A 25,754-nucleotide genomic window follows, 5' to 3' on the forward strand; every position below is an offset into this window, starting at 1 on the left:
GAAAGGACGATTTTTTATGAATAATCAAATGACTATTCAAGAAAATTATAACACGCAATTAGAAATGACTCTAGAGGGTATTCAAAAAATAGAGGTTCAAAAGAATAAGAAACGCAAAAAACTAGTTTTCCAACCTTATTGCAATCGTCAAGTCATGAGCATTTTAGATATCGAAATGTATATTCCTGAAAATCATGTCGCCCGTTTAGTGGATGAAATGGTGGAATCGATTCCGGATGAAGTGTTGTATACTCATTATGTTGGTGGGGGTCGTGCACCCTATCACCCTAAAATGTTATTGAAAGTGATTTTATATGCGTACACTCAAAACGTTTATTCAAGTCGGAAAATGGCGCAAATGGTGAAAGAAAATCTTCCGATGATGTGGTTGGCGGGATTGCAAACCCCTGACCATCGCACAATAAATGATTTTCGTAGTGTTCGTATGTCAAACATGATGGATTCTGTATTTGAACAATTTGTCCTTCAACTAGTAGAACAAGGATTTATCGACCTCGACCATATTTTTGTGGATGGTACGAAAATAGAAGCGAATGCCAACAAATATACGTTTGTATGGCGAAAATCCGTAGAAAAATATGATCAGAAACTACGAGCCAAAATTCAATCGTTTCTACAAGAAGCGCACCAAATCGCCTTGGAGGAATTAAAAGAAGAACAATTAGAAGAAGAATTAGAAAAATCATCGGCACAACTTTCTGAGAGAATAGAAGCTTTGGAAAAAGATTATAAACAGGAAGAAGACAAAGAAAGAAAAAAAGAACTTCGCTCTAAAAAATCCCAACTCACCAAACAACTGAAAACGATTCAAACGGATTATCTTCCACGATTACGAAAATACAAAGTACAAAAACAGATTCTAGGTGAACGAAATAGCTACTCGAAAACCGACCATGAGGCCACTTTTATGCGAATGAAAGAGGACCATATGAAAAACGGCCAACTCAAGGCGGGTTATAATGTTCAACTCGCCACACAACATCAATTTATCGTGGGATTTGAAATTTATCAAAATCCAGGAGATACTCGCTGTTTCCAACCATTTATGGAAAAGTTATTGGAATCGATACCGAAGGAAAAGAAACTCAAGTATGTCATTGCCGATGCAGGATATGCGAGTGAAGAAAACTATTTATATGCGATTGGCGAAGAAAAAGAACCTCGTTTTGAATTATTAGCCCCATACCAAACCTATTTGAAGGAACAAAGTAAAAAGTTTAAAAAGGATTTATCAAAAGTACAAAACTGGAAATACATCGAAGAAGACGATTGCTTTATCTGTCCGAACAATCGGAAAGTCGTATTCAAGTATTATCAAAAAAGAAAAAATGCATCTGGATACATACAAGATTTGAAAGTGTACGAGTGTGAAGATTGTACGGATTGCCCGTTGAAGAATGGGTGTACGAAAGCCAAAGGAAATCGTCGAGTATATTGGAACACGATTTATGAAGAAATGAAAGCGAAAGCCAAAGCAGCTCTTGGTGACGAACAAAAGGCAGCTCTTTATGCGAAGCGTAAAGTGGATGTCGAAAGTGTGTTCGGGAACATCAAGGGCAATTTGCGTTTCACTCGATTTCTGTTACGGGGGCTTCATAAAGTCCGAACAGAATTCGGGATTGTGGCAATGGCCCACAACATACTGAAATGGGCCGCAAATTCCCAAACCAATTTCAAAAATAAGGAAACAGAGCGAATGGAAAAACTCATTGTTTTCTCCATTCGCTCTGTTTTTATGGACTTTTTAGACAAGCCCTTTTTTTAGTGCGCCTGGCATGGGTGTAATCTATAGGGTGTAAGTCCCGAACTGTGAAGGCAGAAGTAACAGTTAGCTTAACGCAAGGGTGTCCGTGGTGACGCGGAATCTGAAGGAAGCGAGCGGCAAACTTCCGGTCTGAGGAACACGAACTTCATATAAGGCTAGGTATCATTGGATGAGTTTGCTAAACAAAACAAAGTCCTTTCTGCCAAAGGTGGTACAGAGTAAATGAAGCAGATAGATGGAAGGAAAGATTACATTCTTACCCGGGGAGGTCTGGCGGATATGTGAAGTACGCTTCATAACCTACTTAGTGATAAGTAGCTGAACCGTCAGAAGTCAGCAGAGGTCATAGTATTAGTTGGTTTAGAACTACTAAGAAGGACCGAACAATTAAGAGAGAATAGCCCTTGGCATTCAGTGAGTCATGATGAACACAGAAAACGTAGTACCTCACTTGAGGAAGGAAGCGGTGAATCCCGTGGGAGACCTCTTGGAGGGTGGAGTGACCACTGGCATAAAGAGAACAGCTATTCACGGAAGTTATAAAGACTTGCGTCAATCATCTTAATTGAACCGCCGTATACGGAACCGTACGTACGGTGGTGTGAGAGGACGGGAGTTAATCGCTCCCTCCTACTCGATTATATTTGTTCGCACCGGTTCCATTGGGCTGCTCAATAAAAAGTGAAACTTGTAATAATAATTTCAAATGATCCCGGAATATGTTAATAACCCTTCCTATTAATTAATAAGATATAGCAAATCCGGATAAATGGGGAGGGATCGCATGAAAATCGATTATCCTAAAATGTTGTTATTCGGTTTGCTCACTTTTGTGATTCTTTTGATTCTTGCCATCTACTCATTTAAATTATCCTTGCATTTTATCGTAAATGATGAAGAAGATGTTTATGATGGATTCAGAATTTCAGAAATTGAAGATTCGGATTCAGTGAATGGGGAGAATAATGCAATCGAAATGGAGGAGAATCATTAAAATAGATTGTTTAAAATTCAAAGGCTGTCTGAATGTTCTTCCAGACAGCCCGCCGGCTCAAAGAAAGAATGATCCGATTTTCGTTCATTCCGTTATTTAAATGGAAAGGAATTTTCCTCTTGATTATTCTTCAATCCGGAAACCTTCGCCGGTGACGTCTTTCACATCGATGATCGATACGAAAGCTTTTGGGTCGATTTTTCGGATGATGGATTTTAATTGAACGATTTCATTTCTGCCTACAATGCAGTATAAAACATCTTTATGTTGTTTTGTATAATAGCCGTAAGCATGAAACACGGTGATGCCCCGACCCATTTTTTCCGAAACGGTTCTTGCGATCTCTTCAGGCTCGTTTGAAATAATGAATGCCCCTTTCGCCGCATATGCGCCTTCCTGCACGACATCAATCACTCTGGCTCCGACGAATACAGCCACCAGCGTATACATCATCGTAATGGAACTTAAAAAAGTGAGCCATGAGGCGATAAGTACAAATGTATCGAACAGGAACATCGTTTTTCCCATGCTCCAGCCAACATATTTGTGGGCAAGACGGGCAATGATATCGACTCCTCCGGTAGTACCGCCACATCGGAAAATGATTCCCAAACCGACGCCGACGAATACCCCCGCAAATAATGAAGCAAGCAATAAATCATTCTTCAAATCCAGCGGAAACTGGTATGCTTGAAATATTTTCAAGAATACCGATACGCTCAAAATCCCTAAAATTGAGTAGAAAAACTCTTTACGTCCAAGCAATTTCCAACCTAAAATAAATATTGGAATATTCAATACAATATTTGTAATGGCTGGATCTAAGTTGAATGTAAAGTATAAAATTAAGGAAATTCCACTAAATCCGCCTTCTCCCAACTTGTTGAGCATATTGAAATGAACAAATCCGAAACTGTATATCGCTGTTCCGATAATAATTCCAATGATTTGCTGTATTTTTATATCCTTCAAAATACGACCTCCTTATTCCAAGGACAATTAGGCTAGATTGCATGTTTTATTATGTTTTATTTTTCTGCTTTTGACAACTCCTTCCCTTTTCATTACGATGGTTAAAAGGGAATTTTGAACCAAAGTTTGATAAATGGTAAAGATTTTGCCCAATTTGTCGAACGGGTTGGTTGCATTTTAATTAGTATGATTTCCAATTGAAATACAATGTACATTCATATGAGAAAATGGAATAAACATGGATGAAACGAAAGGACGAATCACAATGACAATAAGAGTAGCAATTGCAGGATGCAGAGGAAAAATGGGAAAAGAAGCCGTTAAAACCGTTGTAGGTCAAGAGGGAATAGAGCTGGTGGCGGCGCTTGACTACAAACATGTCGGGGAAAGCCTCGCGGAACTTGAGATGTTTCCAGCTGATTTAGATGTTCCGATTTATTTGGACTTATCCCAATTAATAGAAGAAACAAAACCGGATGTATTAATTGACTTAACAAGTCCTCATGCTGTATATGATCATGTCAAGGTTTCCCTTTTGCACCAGGTTCGCCCGGTTGTCGGAACCACAGGCTTTACGGATGAACAATTGGAAGAATTGACGCAGCTTGCACAAGAGCAAAAAACGGGTTGCATCATCGCACCGAATTTTGCCATTGGTGCGGTGTTAATGATGAAATTTGCAAAAGAGGCTGCAAAATATTTGCCAAATGTGGAAATCATTGAATTGCATCATGACCGCAAACTGGATGCCCCATCCGGTACGGCAAAGAAAACGGCACAAATGATTGCGGAAGTCCGGGAAGAACGGAAACAGGGACATCCATTGGAAGAAGAAACAATGGCTGGTGCGAGAGGAGCGGATTTTGAAGGGATGCGCATCCACTCCGTCCGTCTTCCGGGATTGGTGGCCCACCAAGAAGTCATTTTTGGCGGAAACGGACAATTGTTGACGATTCGCCATGACTCCTTCAACCGGGAATCATTTATGGATGGCATTGTCTACTGTGTCAAAAAAGTAATGGAACTGGAACAATTGGTTTATGGTATGGAAAATATTCTATAAAAAGAATGGATGAATGCTTATGAAAATGAAAATCGCATTAATTGCCCACGATAGCAAAAAAGATAGTCTTGTTGAGTTTGCCATTGCATATAAAGAAATATTGCAGCAACATGATTTGTATGCAACAGGAACGACAGGCCGCCGCATTATTGAAGAGGCAGGGCTTTCCGTTACTTGTTTTCGTTCCGGCCCTTTAGGCGGCGACCAACAGATGGGAGCAATGATTGCCAACAACGATATGGATATGGTGTTTTTCTTCCGCGATCCATTGACAGCGCAGCCTCATGAGCCTGATTGTACAGCGCTTATCCGTTTGTGCGATGTTTACAATATCCCGCTTGCAACCAATATGGGAACGGCGGAAATTTTGTTGAAAGGCTTGCAGGAAGGATTCGTGGATTGGCGATTGATTCAGGAAAGAAAGTCGAATTAATGGACCATTGCATCCGTCTAGGATAAAATTGGTTGGAACTTATGCTGTTTAGTCTTTTCGTAATGTTGGTATAAATGATTGAACATTCTAAATTGAAAGGGCGTGTGTCGGTGAGAAAATTAAAGATTGGTATTACGTGTTACCCAACGGTGGGCGGTTCAGGAGTGTTGGCGACGGAATTGGGGAAAAAGCTCGCGGAACGCGGACATGAAATCCATTTCATTACATCCAGTGTGCCTTTTCGATTAAAAAAAATTTATCCGAATGTCTTTTTCCATGAAGTCGAGGTGAACAACTACTCCGTATTCCAATACCCGCCATATGATATTGCGTTGGCAAGCAAAATGGCCGATGTGATTTTGGATCAAAATTTGGATGTATTGCACGTTCATTACGCCATTCCACATGCGGTGTGCGCAGTGCTTGCCCGTGATATGTGCGGGGAAAACATTGGAATTGTGACTACTTTGCATGGAACGGACATTTCGGTTTTAGGGCAAGATTCAACACTCGCGCAAGCCATCAAGTATGGCATTGAAAAATCCGACATAGTGACAGCAGTATCCAACGCATTAAAAGAACAAACATATGAAATTATCAAACCGAATAAAGAAATCGAAACAATCTATAATTTTGTCGATGAATCCGTCTTTAAACCATTGGAAGAAGCTCCATTATTGAAAAAACAATACGGAATTGGGGAAGATGAAAAAGTCATTATCCATTGCTCCAATTTCCGAAGAATAAAAAATCTGCCGGACGTCGTTGAAACATTCATTCGGATCCGCAGTCAAATTCCGGCCAAATTGCTTCTTGTCGGCGACGGGCCTGAACAGCACCGGGTGATGGTTCAAGCGAAAGAATCACCATACAAAGACGATATCTTATTCTTAGGAAAACAGGAAAATGTGGAAGAACTATTCTCTATCAGTGATTTAAAACTATTAATGTCTGAGAAAGAATCCTTTGGTTTGGTGCTGCTTGAGGCAATGGCATGCGGCGTGCCGGGCATTGGAACAAACGTCGGCGGCATTCCGGAAGTGATTGAACACGGCGTCAATGGTTATATTGTCGAATTGGGCGATGTTCAACAGGCCGCAGAATATGCCATCGAATTATTGTCGGATGAAAATAAACACGCTGATTTCAAGAAAAACGCCATTCATACGGTGCAAACGAAGTTTAGTGCCGAACCGATTATCGATCATTATGAAGAATTATATTATCGATTGGCGGCATTGAAAGTATGAAGCAATCAAACGATTGGGAAGTGGCATTACGCGTAATTGATAAAATTGAAAAGGCCGGTTATGAAGCGGTCATTGTTGGAGGAGCGGTAAGGGATCATTTGCTCGCACGGAAAATCCATGACGTGGATGTTGCAACAAATGCCCTTCCAATGGAAATCAAAAACATTTTTCGAAACACCGTTGATGTGGGTATCCAGCACGGAACGGTCATTGTATTGGATGAAGGCAGTCCCATAGAAGTGACCACATACCGCACCGACGGAACCTATACCGATTTCCGCAGACCGGAAGAAGTGACATTTGTGAGGGACTTGCCAAAAGATCTGGAGCGGCGAGATTTCACCATCAATGCGATGGCATATACAAAAGACGGCGAAATTATCGATCTATTCGGCGGAAAAGAAGATTTAAATAATGGTATCATTCGAGCTGTAGGTGATGCCAATTCAAGATTCCGGGAAGATGCCTTGAGAATGTTGCGGGCTGTACGTTTTGCGGCACAACTCGGTTTCTCCATCGAGGAATCGACAATGAACGCCATCCAAAAAGATAGCGATTTAATTGAATTTATTGCCAAAGAAAGAATTCACATGGAACTATCGAAAATGTGGGTGGCGGAATATGTCTATTTAGGAATCAAGGCGCTTGTTGAAAGCAATTTGGCGCTTTATTTGCCGGGCAATTTTGCGGAACATTTGGAGGCATGGAAACCGTTTCAGGCAAAAGAACCTGAAGTGGGATGGGCATATCTTTGCCTATTAAACCGTAAAGAAATGGAAGATATTATCGAATTTTACAGATACTCAAACAAGGAAAAAAGCTTTGCGAAAAAAGTGATTCACGCCTATGACCGGTTTCTGAACAGATGGGACGAATATGATTATTTTTCAAATGACTTGACCATTCTGGAAACTGCTTATGATTTTGCCGTTTGGCAAGGCAAGGACGTTCCTTTTTCCAAGGATCATATTGCCAAAGTGAAAAAGCTTTTGCCGATTCAAACAATGGACGATTTTGCATTGAACGGCCATCTCCTCATCCAATGGTCCGGGAAAAGGGGAGGACCTTGGGTAAAAGAAGCACTGGACAAAGCGCTGTATGCAGTTTTAACAGGGCAAGTAAAAAATGATGAAAAACAATTAAAGGAATGGTTCCACAATGAATTTATCCATGAAAGATAAAATATTGCAACGCTTTCTTTCAGCAAAAGGCGAGCCAATTTCAGGACAACAGCTTGCGGATGAATTGGGGATATCCCGCACTGCCATATGGAAACATTTGCAAACCCTTCAAGAAGAGGGATATGAGTTTGTGACCATCAAGAAAAAGGGGTATCGGTTGGTTGAAGTGCCAGATCGGGTGGATGCGGCAAAAATTTCTTCTTTTTTAAATACGAAACGTTTTGGCCATGCGATTCATTACTTTGAAGAAATCGACTCGACCCAATCGGTTGCCCAGCAGTTGGCAAGACAAGGTGCGGAAGACGGCACCGTGATCATCGCCGAAGAACAAACGGGCGGCAAGGGAAGAATGCAACGAACTTGGCATTCGGCAAAAGGGAAGGGCATTTGGATGACAATCATTGTCCGTCCAAATATTCCTCCCCACCAAGCCCCCCAGCTCACACTTGTTGCAGCTGTAAGTGTCGTATTGGCAATGAAGTCTCTATATAAAAACTTTATACCGGTAATCAAATGGCCGAATGATATTTTAATCAACGGGAAAAAATGTGCCGGCATATTGACGGAGATGCTTGCGGAAATGGACCGGGTGGAAGGTTTGCTCATCGGAATAGGGATCAACACAAATCATGAACTGGACGATTTCCCTGAAGACATCCAATCCATTGCCACATCGATCGCCATTGAAGAAAAACAAAAAGTGGATCGGGCACAACTGGTAGCGGAGATTTTAAAGAATTTGGAGTATTATACAGATGAATATGTGGCCCATGGATTCAAGTCGATCAAAAAATTGTGGGAAGAACATTCAGGCACAATCGGCAAACGGATCAAAGCCACAACCATCCGGGAGATCATCGAAGGACAAGCGGTCGGCATCACCGATGAAGGGGTGCTGGAAATTCTTTTGGATGACGGCCAAGTGAAAAAGGTCTACTCTGCGGATATTGAAATTCAAAATGAATAAGTGTTTCGAACAACTTCCTTCTTTTCCAAAGGTTCAACGCTTTACAAACCTGTCAATTTTCTGTATCTTTTTATTAAGTTGCTTACATCAACGGACAGTATCTTTTTGAACTGTACCAAAAGCAACTATAAAATTAAGGAATCTGCCTTGATCGATTATGACAGGGACGGAAGAAAACAAGTTCGAAACATGCGAACATACACCATCCTTCTGTCCATTTTTGGAAGAAGGATATTTTTTGTTTTCTTCCTCTGAATTTTCAAAGGAGGAAACTTCGTGAAAACAACAAGCGATTTTTTAACAATGAAGGCGAATGGTGAAAAAATTGTCATGATCACTGCTTACGACTGCCCTTCTGCCAAATACGCGGAAGAAGCGGGAGTCGATATGATCCTTGTCGGTGACTCTTTGGGGATGGTCGTGTTAGGATACGACTCCACGGTGCAAGTGACAGTGGACGATATGATTCACCATGCAAAAGCGGTCCGCCGCGGCGCAAAAGATACGTTTATGGTGGTGGATATGCCTTTCGGTTCTTATCATGGCGATCCGAATGAAGCATTAAAAACCGCCGTTCGCATGATTCAGGAATCCGGCGCGGATGCTTTAAAAGTCGAAGGTGCCGGAGAAGTGCTTTATGTGATAAAAAAATTGGTTCATGCAGGAATTCCGGTTGTAGCACATCTGGGATTGACACCCCAATCGGTTGGTGTGCTTGGAGGATATAAAGTGCAAGGAAAAACGGCTGAACAAGCTCAAGAATTGATTGAAGACGCCCTTCGTTGCCAGGAAGCAGGGGCCATGGCCGTCGTTTTGGAATGCATCCCTCACCAATTGACTGAAATCGTTTCCAAGAAATTGGTGATTCCGACAATCGGCATCGGTGCAGGTCCTGAAGCCGATGGACAAGTACTTGTGTTCCATGATCTGTTAAGATATGGAAAGCACCGTATTCCGAAGTTTGCGAAAGAATTTGCCAATGCGGGAGAACAGATTCAAAAGGGAATTGAAGGGTATGCAAAAGCGGTAAAAGAAGGTTCATTCCCCGCACCTGAACATTGTTTCAATATGAAAGAAGAAGAATTATTCTCGATTTATGGAGGCAAATAATTCATGGAAGTTGTAAAAACAATTGTTGAACTGAAATCTATCGTTAAAAACGTAAAATCAGAGGGAAAAACGATCGGGCTTGTACCAACGATGGGTTATCTTCATGAAGGGCATATGGCGCTTGCCAAAGCGGCAAGAGAAGAAAATGATTTTGTCATTATGAGCATTTTCGTAAACCCTACCCAGTTTGGTCCGAATGAAGACTATGAATCTTATCCGAGAGATTTGGAGAGGGATAAAAAAATTGCGGAGTCCGTCGGGGTGGATGTCGTTTTTGCCCCTTCCGCCGAAGAAATGTATCCGACAGATGGCGGCATCCGGATCCATGCAGGAAGACAGGCGACGATTCTTTGTGGTGCATCAAGACCCGGCCACTTTGACGGGGTGTTGCAAGTGGTGACGAAATTATTCCATCTTGCTGAACCGACAAGAGCCTATTTCGGCCAAAAAGATGCCCAACAAGTGGCCATAGTGACGACGCTTGTCCGGGATTACAATTTCCCATTGGAAATCCGGACAGTTCCAATTGTCCGTGAAGAGGACGGACTTGCAAAATCATCCCGGAACGTCTATTTATCAGAAACTGAACGCAAAGAAGCGCCGGCTATTTATAAAGGATTAAAACTTGCAAAAGAAGAATATCTATCTTCCAATGATGCTGAAAAAGCGGTTCGGGCTGCGAAAGATTATATTTTGGAAAATACAAGTGGACGGATCGATTACGTCGAATTATTGTCCTATCCGGATTTGGCACCGGTGGACGACTCAACGGAACAATTGTTGCTTGCTGCTGCAGTGTATATTGGAAAAACTCGTTTAATTGACAATATTATCTTTTCAAAAAAAGGGGAAATTTAAAATGTTTAGAGAAATGATGAACGCCAAAATTCATCGTGCACAAGTAACGGAAGCGAATTTAAATTATGTGGGTTCCATTACGATTGATGCGGATCTGTTGGATGCTGTCGGCATGCTTCCAAACGAAAAAGTACAAGTGGTGAATAACAACAACGGTGCGCGATTTGAAACATATATCATCCCCGGTGAACGTGGAAGCGGCGTGATTTGCGTCAACGGTGCCGCTGCACGCCTCGTTCAGGAGGGGGATATTGTCATCATTATTTCTTACGCTTATGTGGAGCAGGAAAAACTTGCCGATCACAAACCGACTGTTGCGATTATGGGGGAAGGCAATAGAATCAAAGAAATCATCCATTATGAACCTGAGGCAACAGTGCTATAAGCGACCGGTCAATGGCAAAGATGAAAACCGGACATAGGGCAATCAGGAGCAAATTGGAAAGTCCATATTCCAATTTGCTTTTTTTATTTCTGTACCGTTGAATATTATTTCTGAAAATGATCCATTGTAATGGGGAAATGATGGTTAATAAAATCCGCAACAGAATTAGATTGATTCCCAATTTTATGAATGTTAATTTTTAAATGAGGTGATGAAATGAAAAAATTTGATGTTGCAATTATCGGAGCTGGTGCGGGCGGATATGTGGCGGCCATTTATGCGGCAAGAAGCGGCCTCAACGTTGCTTTGGTGGAGAAAGGAAAAGTGGGTGGAGCCTGCTTTAATTTAGGTTGTATTCCATCAAAAATCATGATCGAGCATTCGAAACTCGTCCAGAAAATGAAGCTTGGACAAGAGTGGGGCATTACGGCGGGTTCAATTGACATCGATTTTCCAAAGCTGATGAAGCGGAAAGATGTCATTATTCAACAATTATTGGAAGATATTCACCGGTATATCGGAAACAACACCATCACTTTTTATGAAGGCAAAGGGGAAGTTTCAAAGGATTTAACGGTGAAAGTAAATGAGGAAACGTTTGAAGCGGAGAACATCATATTGGCGACTGGCAGCAGACCGTTCGTGCCTCCTTTTAAAGGGCTTGAGACGGCAGATTACCACACAACCGATACAATTTTCCATATTAAGGAACTGCCGAAGCAATTAACGATCATTGGCGGCGGAGTCATTTCCATCGAAATGGCTTTCAGTTTGGCGCCATTAGGTACGAAAGTGACAATTTTGAACCATAGCCGGGATATTTTGCAGACGGAAGAGCCGGATGCGCGGCCCATTATCCGTCAAAAATTGTATGATCTGGGAGTGGAACTTGTTCTGGATTTTGATTTTGAAGAAATTCACGGAAATGAAATTGTGACTTCAAGAGGTGTTTATACATACGAAAACTTATTATTTGCGACCGGCAGAAGACCGAATGTGGAAATTGCGGAAGCGCTCGGGTTGGAAATGGATGGGCGCTACATTAAAGTCAATGAATATTATCAGACAAGCATGCCGCATGTGTATGCAATCGGCGATATTATTGGAGGCTATCAATTGGCCCATGCGGCAAGCGCGGAAGGCATCCATGCCATTGAAGCGATCTTGGGGAACAAACCGGAACCGATTGATCAATCGGCGATTCCACGATGTGTTTATTCCACACCGGAAATCGCCACATTCGGGGTCATGGAGGATGAGGTGAATCCCGAAGAGGCAATTGTGACGAAACTTCCGTTTAAATCAAATCCGAAAGCCTTAATGGAAGGCAATTCGGACGGGTTTATTAAATTTATTTCCAGCAAAAAGGACAGCCGCATTTTAGGGGCATGTGTCGTAGGGGATGGTGCAACGGAAATCCTGAATTCCATGCTTGCAGTAAAAGTGGCCGGTGGAACGGCGGAGGATTTGGGGAAAATTATTTTCCCACATCCTACAAAAAGTGAAGTGATTGGAGATGCTGCCAGAACGGTTTTTTGGAGGGGGATTCATATTTGATCTCCGGATGGGCAGGGCGAAAAGGTTATTTGAAACCTTTTCGCATTTTTTATATCTATGTTAAAATTCGCTTATAGCTTATACTATGGAAATTGTGAGTTGAGAAACAAATGGAAAACCAAAAATTTGTCATTGTGGATTTGGAAACAACCGGCCATTCCCCAAAAGCGGGGGATCGGATCATCCAAATTTCAATGGTGATCATGAAAAATTGGGAAGTGGAAGAGACTTTCACGACCTTTATAGATCCGAAACGATCCATTCCCTTTTTTATTCAGGATTTAACGAATATTTCCGAAGAAGAAATCAAAGACGCTTTGCCTTTTGAATCCCATGCGGAAGTCATTTATGGCCTGTTGCGGGATGGGATATTTGTTGCCCATAACGCGGACTTTGATTTATCGTTTTTGCAGGCGGAACTGGAACGGTCAGGGTTCCCGAAATGGAAGGGAAAGAAAATCGACACGGTGGAACTGTCAAAAATTGTATTTCCAACGGCGCTAGGCTTTAAATTGGGAGATCTTGCAAGCGATTTGAAGATTCCGCTCAACCATGCCCATCGTGCGGATGATGACGCAATGGCGACGGCACTGCTCTTAAAAAAATGCTGGGAAGAAATTTTGGCATTGCCCATCCATACAATTGAACAATTGCATAAACATTCATTCAAGATAAAATCGAACATTTCCCATTTATTGTTTCATGCATTGCAAATCAAGCGGAAATCAGTTGAGGATGAGGATGGATTTATTTTTTACAACCAGCTGGCATTAAAAAAGAAAGAGCCTACCGCTGATTACGATGAATTAACTTCGGCATATCCGCATTCCGATCAGGAAAAAACGGCGCTTCTATCCAAGCAATTTCCCCATTTCGAAGAGCGGCAGGGCCAGTTTCAGATGATGGATGCCATTTGGGATACGCTCCAGCAAAAAAATGAAATTATGATCGAGGCTTCCACCGGGGTAGGGAAAACCCTGGGATATTTATTGCCTTCCTTCATTTATGCCAAGCAGCAAGGAAAGAAAGTTTGCATCAGCACGTACACCTCTTTTTTGCTGGAACAAATTTTATATAAAGAAATTCCGAAAATGGAAAAGGTTTTTGGAATGAAAATCCATGCCTCCCTCCTCAAAGGGATGCAAAATTATATCGATATTGAATTATTTGAACAGCTGCTCGAACAAGAGGAGCATTCCTATGATGAAACATTGACGCTTATGCAAATTCTTGTTTGGCTTTCCAAAACCGAAACGGGGGACTTGAGTGAATTGAATCTCTCCGGCGGAGGACAGCTGTTGATTGATAAAATCCGCAAAGTCCGCCGAAATGACAATCCCTATGATTTTTATGAAAGAGCACTGGCGGAAAGCGCAAAATCCGATATTATTGTGACAAACCATGCAATGTTATTGGCCGATTTGGAGCGCCTTGAGCCAATTTTTCAATCGATTGACGGATGGATCATCGATGAGGCGCATCAGTTCATCCATGCGGCGATTCATCGCCAGCAAGTGGTTTTTTCTTATGCTCAATGGAAATATTATTTTGGACAAATTGGACATGCATCGGAAAATGGGTTATTTCATAAATTCCAAGTGGCAGCAATGCAAACAGGAAGATTTTCAAAGCAGCTATTCATTCAATTAGAAAAATATTTTCAAATAACATTGGAACGGTTTGAGCAAGTGATGGAAGACCTTGTCCACTCGATGAAAGATCGGAGACAGCCTTTTTTGGAATATCGGCATACGGCATTCTTGAAAGAGTTATCATTAAAAAAACCTTTATTAAAAGAAGTGTCGAGCGCTTTGCAAAGTTGGATCGATTTGGCGGAACAAGCGTCAAACCATTTTCGTCATCATGGGGAAGAATTATCAAAGGAAAGCAGGCTGCTACTGGAGCGATGGGATTATTGGATTCGTGAATGGAAAATGAAATTGGCGGAATGGGATCAAATCTTTTTTGTGGATAATCATTGGCATGCCGTTTGGATTGAATTTGATAAAAGACATGTTCCGGGAAGCGTACGCATTTATAGAAAGCCGATCGAAATCAAAGAAGCGATTGTACGCATGTTTCAGTCATTACGAAAAAATGCCGGCATCGTCTGGACTTCGGGGACACTCACCATTCCCAATAATGAACGTTTTATCGCAAAGGACTTGGGGATCTCAGACGATGTTCCTGTTTTGAAATTGGAAGCCCCCCAAAACTATTACGCCGGCGCAAAAGTTTATATTGCAACGGATATGCCGGATATTCAAGGAGTTCCGCAGTCGGAGTATATTGAATCGGTGGCAGCGGCTGTCACTCAAATTGTCCAATCCGTCGAAGGCCGCTGTTTTGTATTGTTCACCTCCCAGGAAATGTTAAAGCGGACGGTGGAACTGATCCAGGAAGCGGAATTATTAAATGATTATTTACTCTTTGCCCAGGGGGTTACAGGGGGCAGCCGGATGCGGTTATTAAAATCTTTCCAAAAGTTTCAGCGTTCCGTATTGTTCGGCACAAACAGCTTTTGGGAAGGAGTCGATGTTCCCGGTGAGGAGTTGAGCGCCGTCATTATTGTAAGGCTTCCTTTCTCATCACCGGATGAACCGACTTTTAAAGCCAAAGCGGCGTTATTAAAAGCAAAAGGGCAGAACGCTTTTACGGATTTGTCATTGCCCGAAGCGATTTTAAGATTCAAACAAGGTTTTGGAAGGCTCATCCGCTCATCGAAAGATCGGGGGGCATTGATCGTGTTGGATCGACGGATTGAAACGAAATCATACGGGAAGGAATTTATCAAAGCCCTTCCGGACATCAAAATTGAAAAACTCCCGCTTCAACATATGGTGAAAGATTTGCAACATTGGTATAATAACTAACGTGAGGAAGAACAGCAGATAAACAACGATAAAACTTGACAAAAAACAAGGTGTTCAAATGAAAAATTGGATTATTTTTATCATTAGTTTTGTGTTAATATTAACTATTGGAATATCTGTTTTAGTCCTCTGGGAAGCATCGAGTCCATTCACGAAAATTGAAAAGCAGGCGGTGGAATTGGCAATCTCATCAGACTCGATCAAAACGGCTGATGACGCTTATGTCTACAATGGAAATAAGCCGTATGTCACCGTTTTTGGGGTTGATGAAGAAGGGGTTGAAAAAGCCGTTTTTGTACCGATCACGTTGGATGAAAAATCGATACAAATCGTTCGGTTGGACGAAGGCATTTCAGAGGAAGAGGCGATATCGCACATAGATAAAAAAGATGTCAAAGAAGTGCTTCATACAAAATTAGGCTATGAGGAACCGGGGGCCGTTTGGGAAATTGCCTATATCAACAAATCGGACAAACTCAATTATGTCTATATTTTGTTTGAAGATGGACAATGGTGGAAACGCATTTTGAATTTATAGAGGAGTCGATTAGGAATGAAAGAATTTTTGGCCAATCGTGTAAAAACTTTAACACCTTCGTCAACTTTAGCAATTACGGCAAAAGCGAAAGAAATGAAAGCGCAAGGCATCGACGTGATTGGACTTGGAGCGGGTGAACCGGATTTCAATACGCCGCAAAACATCATCGATGCAGCTATCGATTCAATGCAAAAAGGATACACAAAATATACTCCTTCCGGTGGTCTTCCGGCTTTAAAACAAGCGATCATCGAAAAGTTTAAACGTGATAACCAATTGGAATATCAACCGAATGAAATTATTGTAGGTGTTGGAGCAAAGCATGTTCTTTACACTTTATTCCAAGTGATTATTAATGATGGCGATGAAGTCATTATTCCAATTCCTTATTGGGTTTCTTATACTGAACAAGTCAAACTTGCCGGCGGTGTTCCAGTCTTTATCGAAACAACGAGTGAAAGAAATTATAAAATAACACCGGAACAACTGAAAAACGCCATTACGGATAAAACAAAAGCGGTGATCATCAACTCCCCAAGCAATCCAACGGGAATGATTTACACACGCGAAGAATTGGAAGAAATCGCGAAAGTGGCGCTCGAGCACAATATTTTGATCATTTCGGATGAAATTTACGAGAAACTTGTTTACAATGGTGCGGAACATTATTCCATCGCGCAACTTTCCGAAGAAGTAAAAGCGAAAACCATTGTCATTAACGGTGTTTCAAAATCCCATTCAATGACAGGTTGGAGAATCGGATATGCGGCCGGAGATGCAGATATTATTAAAGCGATGACCGACTTGGCATCCCACTCAACTTCCAATCCGACGACAGCTTCCCAATATGCGGCGATTGAAGCCTACAATGGTCCGCAAGATTCGGTGGAAGAAATGAGAAAAGCTTTCGAATCCCGTTTGGAAATCATTTATCCAAAATTGAGCGCCATCCCTGGATTTAAAGTGGTAAAACCTCAAGGTGCTTTCTATTTATTGCCGGATGTGAGCGAGGCAGCGGCGAAAACGGGATTTGCATCGGTGGATGATTTTGCAAGCGCGCTTTTAACTGAAGCGAATGTTGCGGTGATCCCTGGTTCCGGTTTCGGTGCCCCTTCCAATATCCGCATCAGTTATGCCACTTCTTTGGATTTATTGGAAGAAGCAGTGAGCCGCATCGAAAAATTCGTAAAAGATCGTTGGCAACAATAATATTTGTTTTCACTTATAGCGTCCGTTTTTTACGGGCGCTTACTTTCTAATGAAAGGAGTCAGGGAAATGAAACAACAGAATGATCGGCTCCGTAAGTGGATTGAGCAAAAACATGTGGGCATCCCTGAACTTTTTTTTCGTTATTACAAAAAATTGGGAATCTCAGATGAAGATGCCATGTTATTATTGCATTTGATCGCTTTTCATTCCGAAAACATCCATTTTCCAACGCCAAACGATTTGGCCGAAAGAATGCACTTTTCGGTAGAAGAAATTTCCGAGAAGCTGGGGCGGCTTGTGAAAAAGGGCATAATCGAAATCACCAGCGGGGTTGACGCGAACGGGAAATTATATGAAAAAATTACATTATTCCCTTTATGGGAGCGGATTTTGGATCTCATCGATCTACAAACGATGAATCAAGAGGAAGAAAATCAGAAAAAAGAAGAAGGGGAAATCTTCACGCTTTTTGAACAGGAATTTGGCCGTTTGCTTTCACCGATGGAAATAGAAACGATTTCTTCCTGGTTGGATCAGGACAACCACTCCCCGGCCATCATCCGAGAAGCATTAAAAGAAGCCGTGCTTGCCGGAAAGCTGTCTTTGCGTTATATCGACCGCATTTTGTTTGAATGGAAAAAGAAAAACATCCGGACCATTCAACAAGTCGAAAAGCAAAGGGAACAATTCGCAAAACAGAGTTCCCCTTCCATTCCACCTAAACCATTCACAACGGATCATCATAAAAAAGTGCCATTTTACAATTGGTTAGATGAAAGAGAATAGGGGAGATAGAATGCTGACAATAAAACAGTGGGAACATTGTTTGGAAGAAATGGACAACATGTTCCCGGATGCCCATTGCGAGCTGGTACATAGCAATCCATTCGAATTATTGATCGCAACGCTGCTATCTGCTCAATGTACGGATCAATTGGTCAATAAAGTGACAAAAGATTTATTCCAAAAATATAAAACACCGGAAGATTATTTATCGGTACCTTTGGAGGAATTGCAGCAGGATATCCGTTCCATCGGGCTTTACCGGAATAAAGCAAAGAACATTCAAAAACTGTGTGAGAAGTTGATAACAGAATTTAACGGGGAAGTTCCAAAAACGAGGGAAGAATTGACTTCTTTGCCAGGGGTCGGAAGGAAAACGGCCAATGTTGTCATGTCTGTGGCTTTTGGAATTCCTGCCATCGCGGTCGATACCCATGTGGAAAGAGTCACAAAGCGTCTCGGCTTGTGCAGATGGAAGGACAGCGTATTGGAAGTGGAAGAAACGTTGATGAAAAAGACGCCGAAGGAAAGATGGTCCAAAACCCATCATCAATTAATTTTCTTCGGAAGATATCATTGCAAAGCTCAAAATCCCCAATGCCACCAATGCCCATTGCTTGATCTGTGCAGGGAAGGGCAAAAACGGCTGAAAAAAGGGCTGATCAAACAATGATTCGCGTAAGAAAAGAAGCCATTCAAAAGGACCGAATCGAACCTTATTTTGAACAATGGGAAAACCTATCGAAAGAAATTTATGCTGCCCATGATGAGCGCGATAGCAAAAAAGCGAAAAATTTAATGGAGCAGGGTATTGCCCTTTATAAAGAGCTGATGGTAAACACTTCGGATACGGATGTCGAAGAACTGTTGGTGCATGAAGAATACGAAGGAATGCCTTTAAACGGAATGGAGCGGTTCCAATTCATCAAATCTAGACCGGGGCAATATGCCTGTTATGTGCAACTGGATGAATTATTCAAGGAAGTGAAAAAGCGGTTTGCGCGGTTAAGGGTGCAGAAATAGGAGTACAGCCAATGGTGGTTGTACTTTTTTTCATTATTTTTAATGGTTTATTTTGGTAAAATGATGGTAAAGTTGTAAAATTATGAGGAGATGTTTCCATGGGCCATATCGCTTTTTTATCTGCACTTATTCCGTACCTGATATTGTTGGCTGTCGCCTATCTTTTTTTCAATCTGATTTTCAAGATCAAGAAAAACATTGATTTATTGTTGGAGCAAAATAAGCAGATTGTTTCTTTATTAGAAAAAATGGATAAAAGCGGGAATGAACAGAAGATTCAATAAAAGCGTTCCCAAAATCATATCAATATGACATTTGCACCGTTATTTGCTTTGTCAGAAAGTAGATTGCAATATCATTTCAATCAGTCGGTTGCTACAGCCCATAGATGGAATGGGCAAAAGAAAGAGGCAAGCGGAACAAAGATGATTCCACTTGCCTCTGTTTTTGGTTTCAAAAAAGTCCGTTTATTTTATTGGGTTTGGGTAGGTGGTGCCGGCTCGGCTGGAGGATTCACTCCCTGATTATTTCCATCATTTTGATTATTGTTGTTGCCGTTTCCGTTGCCTGGATTCGGATGGTTTCCATTATTGTTTCCGCCATTGTTTCCACCATTGTTTCCGTTATTGCCACCATTATTGTTTCCGCCAGGTTTTCCTTGATTTCCGTTGCCGTTGTTGTTATTTGGTGGGGATGGTTCATCCGCTCCATCCGGTGATTCCACATCCGGCTCTTCAACACCGCCGTCAATCTTAATCGTTACGGAAGCAGGTGAACTCCGCACATCATCAATGATTGCCACAACGGTGAATGTATATGTTTTTCCGGCTTCAATGCCAGATACGGTTGCACGCTTTTCCGCAGTGGTCGTCACGATCGTAGATTTGCCATCTTCAGATGTCATCGACACTTCAAATTGAACATTAGCGTCTTCGTAATCTTCTGGAACTGTGTAATCCCATGTCAAATCGACCAATCCAGGTGTGTGATTGACTGCTTGTAAGTTAAATGGTGCCCCGATGTCTTCCTCTTTATATTCGTCGGAAACTTCTGTCGGTTCAGTACCACGGACAAACAGCTCTGTTCTTCTTTTATCGCTTGGTGTATGTTCGCTTGCCAATTTCAACGGTTCTGTACCGACTTCAATGGTCGCTTCCACAACGGAACTTGGTTTTGTAAACCGTTTCGTTTCTTTTCCTTCCGAAATTTGGCTCATGATTTTGCTGAACAATACTTGAGGAAGACGGCGTTCATCCCAAGTGGTAATCGGATCTTTCCGTTTTTCATAGCCGCTCCAGATGGCAATGGAATAATTCGTTGAATAACCGACAAACCACGAATCCGGCACTGCTGTGCTTGGCAAGTTGTATGTTCTGAATTCATCGGAATCATAGTTTGTTGTACCCGTTTTTCCGGCAATGTCCAATCCGGAGACCCGTGCAGCTGTACCGGTTGCATTCGGTTTTGAGCTGACCACATCACGGAGCATATCCGTGATCATATAAGCTGTATAGTCGTTCATCGCCACAACCGGCTCTGCTTTATTTGTAATTTTAGAACCGTCACGGAAAACAATTTCTTTGATTGTATGCGGTTTGTTATAAACGCCGTTATTGCCAAAGGCAGCATAGGCGCTTGCCAATTGGATAGGCGAAAGATGGATGTCACCACCGCCGATGGCATCAGATTCATACACGTTTTCAGCATCAATTCCTAATTTAGAAATGAAATCTTTTGCTTTGTTTGTTCCAACTTCCTGCAACGTTTTGACTGCTGGAATGTTACGGGAAGCATATAACGCTTCTCTTACGGTAATCGTACCGAAATATTTTCCGTCCCAGTTTCCAAACGCTTTTCCATTGGAATACTTGTACGGTTCATCCACAATCGTTTTTCCGGTGGACCATTTCAAATATTCGATGGCAGGGCCGTATGCCACAAGAGGCTTCATTGTGGAACCAGGCTGTCTTTTGGCATCGTCCGCATAGTTATAGCCGCGGCCCGCCCCGTAATTGCGTCCGCCGCCGACCGCTCTTAATGCACCGGTTTTTGTGTCAACGACCGCAATCCCTGATTGGATGGTTTCTGTCGGGAAATTGCTGTCAGAGTTCATGATGTTTTCAACGACAGATTGCGCTTTCGGATCGAGCGTTGTATACACTTTGATCCCTTCTGATAATAGGCTCGGATCCTTCTCTTCAATCTCATTTAACACAATGTCCAAAAAGGCGTCATATTTTGTGCCGGCAACGCCTTTTCTTTGTTCTTCAGGAAGTAGGCGTGATGTTACATCGACTTTTTTCGCTTCTTCCGCTTCCGCTTCCGTGATTTTGCCGTGCTGAACCATCAAATTTAATACAATATCGCGGCGTTTTTGGGCCCGATCAGGATTTTTGAACGGATTATAGTTGTTCGGACTTTGCGGCATACCTGCAAGCAGGGCAATTTCGTCCAATTCCAATTCATCCAGATCTTTGCCGAAGAAATATTCGGCACCTGTTGCAAACCCATAAATGTTTCCGGAAATTAATACTTTGTTGAAATACATTTCAAAGATTTCTTCTTTGCTGTACATGCGTTCAAGCTGAATGGCAAGCCATGCTTCCTGCGCTTTCCGTTTCAATGTTTTTTCATTGCTTAAGAAAGAGTTTTTCACGACCTGTTGGGTGATTGTACTGGCACCCTGTGATCCGAATCCCCCGGTCAAGTTTGCCATTACGGCTTTACCGAGGCGGAACACGTCGATTCCAAAATGATCGAAAAATCTTGCGTCTTCTGTTGCCAGAATCGCGTCGACCATTTCTTGCGGGATTTCATCATATTCAACATATTTTCGGTTTTCAACCCCGATGGTTGCAAAAAGCTCCCCGTTCATATCGTAAAATTCCGCTGAAATTGGATCTTTTAAAAGATCCTCGTTCAGTTCCGGCGCTGAACTTGCGTAATAAATGAACAGCCCGGCTCCAAAAACGGCTCCTGCCAGAAACAGTGTCAGGATGGTTATGATCCCCCATTTAAGCCATTTCTTCATCGGTTTTTTCTTTCTTTTTTGTTGAGATTCTCGCATTTTTCTTAATTCAGACCGAGAACGTCGATTTTCGCTCAATGCTATCGCCTCGCTTCATTAAACTAACATTCTTTGTTGCATATAAATTTCTTTATTATGCTTATATAATCAATTCTAGGATTGTAGCCTGGAATGATTTCATAGCTCTTTGATTCAAAGGTTTCCAATGGTATCGACTTTCTTCCGCCTTTTTTCATATGGCACCATGATTCATATAATACTGAAAATGGAAGAAAGAAATATCGATCCAGTTTCGAAAATCTTACAATGGTAAATGCGATCCCTTGTTGATCAACGACGTTTTTCATATGGGTGATTTGATGTTCATGTACATTTTTCAACGGGAAAGAAGTTTTGCTTTCCGTTTCTTTTGCTTCGAAATCGATATAATAGCCGTTCCAAACACCATTATAATCCGTTGTTGATGGAGTGCGGAAATAAGCTTCCCGGATGACCGCGGCACTCCTTTTCGGGTACTCTACTTTGACGATTTGGATGGGAACAGGTTTCTTATGGACGATTGCGATTTGCCTGCTTAAATAGTATTCATTCGTTTCATTGATTTCTTCTTCAAGGGTTTTCCCCCTATTTCCAAAAGAAAAATCTTTCACTTTGCCAGTGCCGACCTGCTCCGGTGTTTGATTTTTCGGCTTATAAGGTTTGCCGTTCGGATACTTCAGCATCATCAATCACCCTCTAAAAAAATAATATCCAAATCTAGTAATTAGTTTAACATAAAAAATTATCGAAAAAATTGTTCTTTTATCTAACGTTGTCTAGTTTTGACAGGCTGAAAGGTTTTTTCCTCCATGCATGGAATAAACACATAAAAAGGAGGAATGTTATGAATAAATTTCAATTGCTTATTTCCCAACTGGATTGTTTGGACGAAATGATGACGGCCAAATTGGAGAACGAGCGGGCATTGATTAATGACTATTTTTTCGCCCAAATTGTTTCCACTCATCAGAAAGTAAGCTTAGCAGAAAAGAATGTTCATGTAAAGAATACTTGTTCCCCTATGGCTAGTGATTTAGAATAGATTTTGATAGACTAAAGAGTAAGAGGTAGCTATTCTATGGAACTGTTGGAAATGACTAAAAAGTTGATTGAAGAGTGTGATGCGTCAAGGAACCGTTTTTTGAAAATGAGGGAACTTGACGCCACACCAAATTTTTTTGATGAAGTGAAACCATATGCTGATGAAATACATGAATTGGTGATGGCCTGGAAAGCATCAGCCATTCAATGGATTAATGAGCATCAACCGAAATACATGCATGTCCAGCAGATTGAAAATGCGGCGGATTCAATGGATAAGTTTGTCGTTGAATCCTTTTATAAAGAAACGAGCAAGAAAAGATTTTTCCAAACCGTGCATTCAGTGCGTTTCATCCTTACAACTTTGTCAAGGTATTTGGAGGAGAACAATGGTGAAGAAATCAATCGATGAACTCATTTACGAATGGCAGCAGGATGAAGAATTAAAAGAAAATATAGCACATGTCGTGACGATTGATGGAAAAGAAGGGGAGTATGCGGACTTTCCGGAGAATTTGCATCCATCCCTCAAAAAGGCGTTGGGCGGCCGGGGGATTGAAAAATTGTATACCCATCAACGGAGAGCGTTTGATTTGGCCCTCGCCGGAAAGTCGTTTACCGCAATCACACCTACCGCTTCCGGAAAATCTCTATGCTATCATTTACCCGTGCTGCAAAAAATTTTGGAAAATCCTTCTGCCAGAGCGATTTATTTATTTCCCACAAAAGCGTTGGCACAAGATCAAAAGACGGATTTAAATCAGTTGATCGATGCGATGGATGAAGAAATTTACTGTTATACATATGATGGCGATACGGCGCCGAGCATCCGGCAAAAGGTGAGAAAAGCGGGCCATATTGTCATGACGAATCCGGATATGCTCCATTCCGGCATTTTGCCCCATCATACGAAATGGGTTTCACTATTTGAAAATTTGCAGTTTATCGTCATTGATGAACTGCATACATATAAAGGGGTTTTTGGAAGCCATGTGGCCCATGTGTTGCGGCGGCTCATGCGGATTTGTCAATTTTACGGGAGCCATCCTATTTTTATATGCACTTCCGCAACCATCAAAAATCCGAAAGAACTGGCGGAAAAATTAACGAATACGGAGCATGAGCTGATTTCAGAATCCGGGGCGCCGGTCGGAAAGAAAACATTGATTTTTTATAATCCTCCAATTATCCATAAGACTTTCGGCGTCCGAAGAAGTTCGGTCTTGGAAGCGAGCGGTTTGGCGGCGCGGCTCTATAAGTCGGGGATACAAACGATTGTGTTTGCCAAATCCCGCGTGACAGTGGAAAGGCTTGTTACATATTTAAAAGAGTTGACGAAAAATAAAATCAACGACGAATCCATCCAAGGATACCGGGGCGGTTATTTGCCATCGGAAAGGCGTCAAATCGAAAAAGGATTAAGGGATGGGACGATTCAAATTGTCGTCAGTACAAATGCCCTTGAACTGGGCGTCGATATAGGACAACTCCAGGCGTGCATCATGACAGGGTATCCGGGAAACATTGCGAGTGCATGGCAACAGGCGGGAAGGGCCGGAAGAAGACAGGAATCCGCATTAATCATTTATGTGGCGAATTCCACAGCCCTTGATCAATATATCATCAATCATCCCGAATACTTATTGGGCAATTCTCCGGAAGAAGCATTGATCAATCCGGACAACATTCTCATTTTAATGAGCCATTTGAAATGCGCATCTTTTGAATTGCCGTTTTCAACAAACGATTCCTATGGTGAATTTGAAGTGCAGGAGCTGCTTGACTATTTGAAGGAAGAAGGGGTGCTCGTCAAAACAAATGCCCATTATTATTGGATGAGCGACCGATTCCCTGCCCATGATGTGAATTTGCGGTCCGCCGCCCAGGAAAATGTCGTCATCATTGATCAAACGGTTCCGGCGGGTACAAAGGTGATTGGGGAAATGGATACGTATTCCGCCATGACCCTTTTGCATGAAGAAGCGATTTATCTTCATCAAGGCGTTCAATATCAAGTGGAAAAACTGGATTGGGAAGAGAAGAAAGCGTACGTCCGCGAGGTGGATGTCAATTACTATACAGATGCGAATTTGGCGGTGGAATTGAAAGTGTTGAGCGAAGATAAAACCGCAGCCTATAAAGAGGTGACGGTCAGCTACGGAGATGTGAGTTTGGTAGCGATTCCTACAATTTTCAAAAAAATCCATATGACCACTTTGGATAATATCGGGTCCGGTAAAATTCATATTCCACCGATGGAAATGCATACAAATGCAACGTGGATTTCATTTGATTTGCCTGAAAATTGGTCGGAGGAAATGCTGACCGATGCTTTAACGGGGGCAAGTTACGCCATCGGATCTTTCATACCTCTATATATTCAATGCGATCGGAAAGATGTGACTGTCGTACCACAAGTAAAGTCCGTCCACAATGAAAAACCGACTTTGTTTATTTATGACAGCTATCCGGGAGGTATCGGGTTGAGTGAAAAGGTTTATGATCTGCTTGTCCCGATTTTGGAAATGACCATCCAACATGTGAAATCCTGTCCTTGTGAACACGGTTGTCCATCCTGCATCGGGGCGCAGGACAGTTTGACAAATGGAAAAGAACGGGTAGTGAAAGTATTGAACATGATTTATAATGAAATGATGTGATGG

25 protein-coding genes are annotated in these 25,754 nt (G+C 41.9%); 22 read left to right on the plus strand and 3 right to left on the minus strand.

Translation table 11 applies throughout. The annotated features are described in order from the left end of the window. Window positions 1–16: 16 nt before the first annotated feature. The 3 genes from NST13_RS01950 (at window position 17) to NST13_RS01960 (ending at window position 2,780) form a co-directional block, all read left to right on the plus strand. The gene (locus NST13_RS01950) at window positions 17–1,786 is read left to right on the plus strand and encodes an IS1182 family transposase (RefSeq protein WP_342581264.1); all 1,770 of its coding nucleotides are present in this window, start codon (window positions 17–19) and stop codon (window positions 1,784–1,786) included. Between the two features lie 421 nt (window positions 1,787–2,207). Further along, a complete protein-coding gene (locus NST13_RS01955; RefSeq protein WP_172597779.1) occupies window positions 2,208–2,351 on the plus strand; it encodes a hypothetical protein in 144 nt (47 codons plus the stop codon). A gap of 219 nt (window positions 2,352–2,570) precedes the next feature. Then, window positions 2,571–2,780, plus strand: coding sequence for a hypothetical protein (locus NST13_RS01960; RefSeq protein WP_342581265.1), 210 nt, complete (start codon window positions 2,571–2,573; stop codon window positions 2,778–2,780). Window positions 2,781–2,903: 123 nt separating this feature from the next. Here the strand turns inward: NST13_RS01960 and NST13_RS01965 are convergent, their stop codons facing one another. Further along, complete coding sequence (locus tag NST13_RS01965; RefSeq protein ID WP_342581806.1) at window positions 2,904–3,755, minus strand: YitT family protein; 852 nt, start codon at window positions 3,753–3,755, stop codon at window positions 2,904–2,906. Window positions 3,756–4,017: 262 nt separating this feature from the next. Between NST13_RS01965 and dapB the strand changes: the two genes are divergently transcribed. The 16 genes from dapB to NST13_RS02045 all read left to right on the plus strand — a co-directional run bounded on the left by dapB (window position 4,018) and on the right by NST13_RS02045 (window position 19,267). After that, window positions 4,018–4,815, plus strand: a complete 798-nt coding sequence (gene dapB / locus NST13_RS01970; RefSeq protein WP_342469667.1) for a 4-hydroxy-tetrahydrodipicolinate reductase — start codon at window positions 4,018–4,020, stop codon at window positions 4,813–4,815. A 25-nt stretch (window positions 4,816–4,840) separates the two neighbouring features. Then, window positions 4,841–5,248, plus strand: coding sequence for a methylglyoxal synthase (mgsA, locus tag NST13_RS01975; RefSeq protein WP_342471313.1), 408 nt, complete (start codon window positions 4,841–4,843; stop codon window positions 5,246–5,248). 110 nt (window positions 5,249–5,358) lie between these two features. Further along, a complete protein-coding gene (gene bshA / locus NST13_RS01980; RefSeq protein ID WP_342581266.1) occupies window positions 5,359–6,498 on the plus strand; it encodes an N-acetyl-alpha-D-glucosaminyl L-malate synthase BshA in 1,140 nt (379 codons plus the stop codon). After that, window positions 6,495–7,679 (plus strand): CCA tRNA nucleotidyltransferase, encoded by a 1,185-nt coding sequence (locus NST13_RS01985; protein ID WP_342581267.1) that lies wholly within the window; start codon window positions 6,495–6,497, stop codon window positions 7,677–7,679. The genes bshA and NST13_RS01985 overlap by 4 nt, the downstream gene beginning before the upstream one ends. Continuing rightward, window positions 7,657–8,646, plus strand: coding sequence for a biotin--[acetyl-CoA-carboxylase] ligase (locus tag NST13_RS01990; protein WP_342581268.1), 990 nt, complete (start codon window positions 7,657–7,659; stop codon window positions 8,644–8,646). The genes NST13_RS01985 and NST13_RS01990 overlap by 23 nt, the downstream gene beginning before the upstream one ends. Window positions 8,647–8,922: 276 nt before the next feature. Beyond that, complete coding sequence (panB, locus tag NST13_RS01995) at window positions 8,923–9,756, plus strand: 3-methyl-2-oxobutanoate hydroxymethyltransferase (RefSeq protein ID WP_342469663.1); 834 nt, start codon at window positions 8,923–8,925, stop codon at window positions 9,754–9,756. A gap of 3 nt (window positions 9,757–9,759) precedes the next feature. Continuing rightward, window positions 9,760–10,614, plus strand: coding sequence for a pantoate--beta-alanine ligase (gene panC, locus NST13_RS02000; protein WP_342581269.1), 855 nt, complete (start codon window positions 9,760–9,762; stop codon window positions 10,612–10,614). Window position 10,615: 1 nt separating this feature from the next. Next, window positions 10,616–10,999: an aspartate 1-decarboxylase gene (panD, locus tag NST13_RS02005; protein WP_342469661.1), complete on the plus strand. Its 384-nt coding sequence runs from the start codon at window positions 10,616–10,618 to the stop codon at window positions 10,997–10,999. 216 nt (window positions 11,000–11,215) lie between these two features. Then, window positions 11,216–12,556 carry a dihydrolipoyl dehydrogenase gene (lpdA, locus tag NST13_RS02010; protein ID WP_342581270.1) on the plus strand — a complete coding sequence of 447 codons (1,341 nt, stop codon included), beginning with the start codon at window positions 11,216–11,218 and terminating at the stop codon, window positions 12,554–12,556. Between the two features lie 110 nt (window positions 12,557–12,666). Next, window positions 12,667–15,429 carry an ATP-dependent DNA helicase DinG gene (gene dinG, locus NST13_RS02015; protein ID WP_342581271.1) on the plus strand — a complete coding sequence of 921 codons (2,763 nt, stop codon included), beginning with the start codon at window positions 12,667–12,669 and terminating at the stop codon, window positions 15,427–15,429. Between the two features lie 58 nt (window positions 15,430–15,487). Beyond that, window positions 15,488–15,967, plus strand: a complete 480-nt coding sequence (locus tag NST13_RS02020; RefSeq protein ID WP_342469658.1) for a DUF5590 domain-containing protein — start codon at window positions 15,488–15,490, stop codon at window positions 15,965–15,967. 15 nt (window positions 15,968–15,982) lie between these two features. After that, complete coding sequence (locus NST13_RS02025) at window positions 15,983–17,176, plus strand: pyridoxal phosphate-dependent aminotransferase (RefSeq protein WP_342469657.1); 1,194 nt, start codon at window positions 15,983–15,985, stop codon at window positions 17,174–17,176. A 67-nt stretch (window positions 17,177–17,243) separates the two neighbouring features. Next, window positions 17,244–17,963, plus strand: a complete 720-nt coding sequence (locus NST13_RS02030; RefSeq protein WP_342581272.1) for a DnaD domain-containing protein — start codon at window positions 17,244–17,246, stop codon at window positions 17,961–17,963. 10 nt (window positions 17,964–17,973) lie between these two features. Beyond that, the gene (nth, locus tag NST13_RS02035; protein ID WP_342469655.1) at window positions 17,974–18,633 is read left to right on the plus strand and encodes an endonuclease III; all 660 of its coding nucleotides are present in this window, start codon (window positions 17,974–17,976) and stop codon (window positions 18,631–18,633) included. Next, the gene (locus NST13_RS02040; RefSeq protein WP_342581273.1) at window positions 18,630–18,983 is read left to right on the plus strand and encodes a YpoC family protein; all 354 of its coding nucleotides are present in this window, start codon (window positions 18,630–18,632) and stop codon (window positions 18,981–18,983) included. The genes nth and NST13_RS02040 overlap by 4 nt, the downstream gene beginning before the upstream one ends. A gap of 98 nt (window positions 18,984–19,081) precedes the next feature. Continuing rightward, on the plus strand, window positions 19,082–19,267 hold the full coding sequence (locus NST13_RS02045; RefSeq protein ID WP_342469653.1) for a hypothetical protein: 186 nt from the start codon (window positions 19,082–19,084) through the stop codon (window positions 19,265–19,267). A 188-nt stretch (window positions 19,268–19,455) separates the two neighbouring features. On the opposite strand, the gene NST13_RS02050 is transcribed toward NST13_RS02045, so the two are convergent. Both NST13_RS02050 and recU read right to left on the minus strand, forming a co-directional pair. Continuing rightward, entirely contained in the window at window positions 19,456–22,014 is a 2,559-nt protein-coding gene (locus tag NST13_RS02050; protein WP_342581274.1) for a PBP1A family penicillin-binding protein, read from the minus strand. A 98-nt stretch (window positions 22,015–22,112) separates the two neighbouring features. Then, window positions 22,113–22,736, minus strand: a complete 624-nt coding sequence (recU, locus tag NST13_RS02055; RefSeq protein ID WP_342581275.1) for a Holliday junction resolvase RecU — start codon at window positions 22,734–22,736, stop codon at window positions 22,113–22,115. Window positions 22,737–22,894: 158 nt separating this feature from the next. Between recU and NST13_RS02060 the strand changes: the two genes are divergently transcribed. Genes NST13_RS02060 through NST13_RS02070 form a run of 3 tightly spaced genes read left to right on the plus strand, consistent with a single transcriptional unit; the run spans window position 22,895 to window position 25,751 of the window. Continuing rightward, the gene (locus NST13_RS02060; protein WP_342469650.1) at window positions 22,895–23,092 is read left to right on the plus strand and encodes an endonuclease; all 198 of its coding nucleotides are present in this window, start codon (window positions 22,895–22,897) and stop codon (window positions 23,090–23,092) included. Between the two features lie 36 nt (window positions 23,093–23,128). Beyond that, complete coding sequence (locus tag NST13_RS02065; RefSeq protein ID WP_342469649.1) at window positions 23,129–23,503, plus strand: YppE family protein; 375 nt, start codon at window positions 23,129–23,131, stop codon at window positions 23,501–23,503. Then, window positions 23,481–25,751 (plus strand): DEAD/DEAH box helicase, encoded by a 2,271-nt coding sequence (locus tag NST13_RS02070; protein ID WP_342581276.1) that lies wholly within the window; start codon window positions 23,481–23,483, stop codon window positions 25,749–25,751. Before NST13_RS02065 ends, NST13_RS02070 begins: the two co-directional genes overlap by 23 nt. Window positions 25,752–25,754: the final 3 nt, after the last annotated feature.

The sequence above is a fragment of the Ureibacillus sp. FSL W7-1570 genome, from assembly GCF_038593265.1.
Lineage (GTDB): Bacteria > Bacillota > Bacilli > Bacillales_A > Planococcaceae > Ureibacillus > Ureibacillus suwonensis.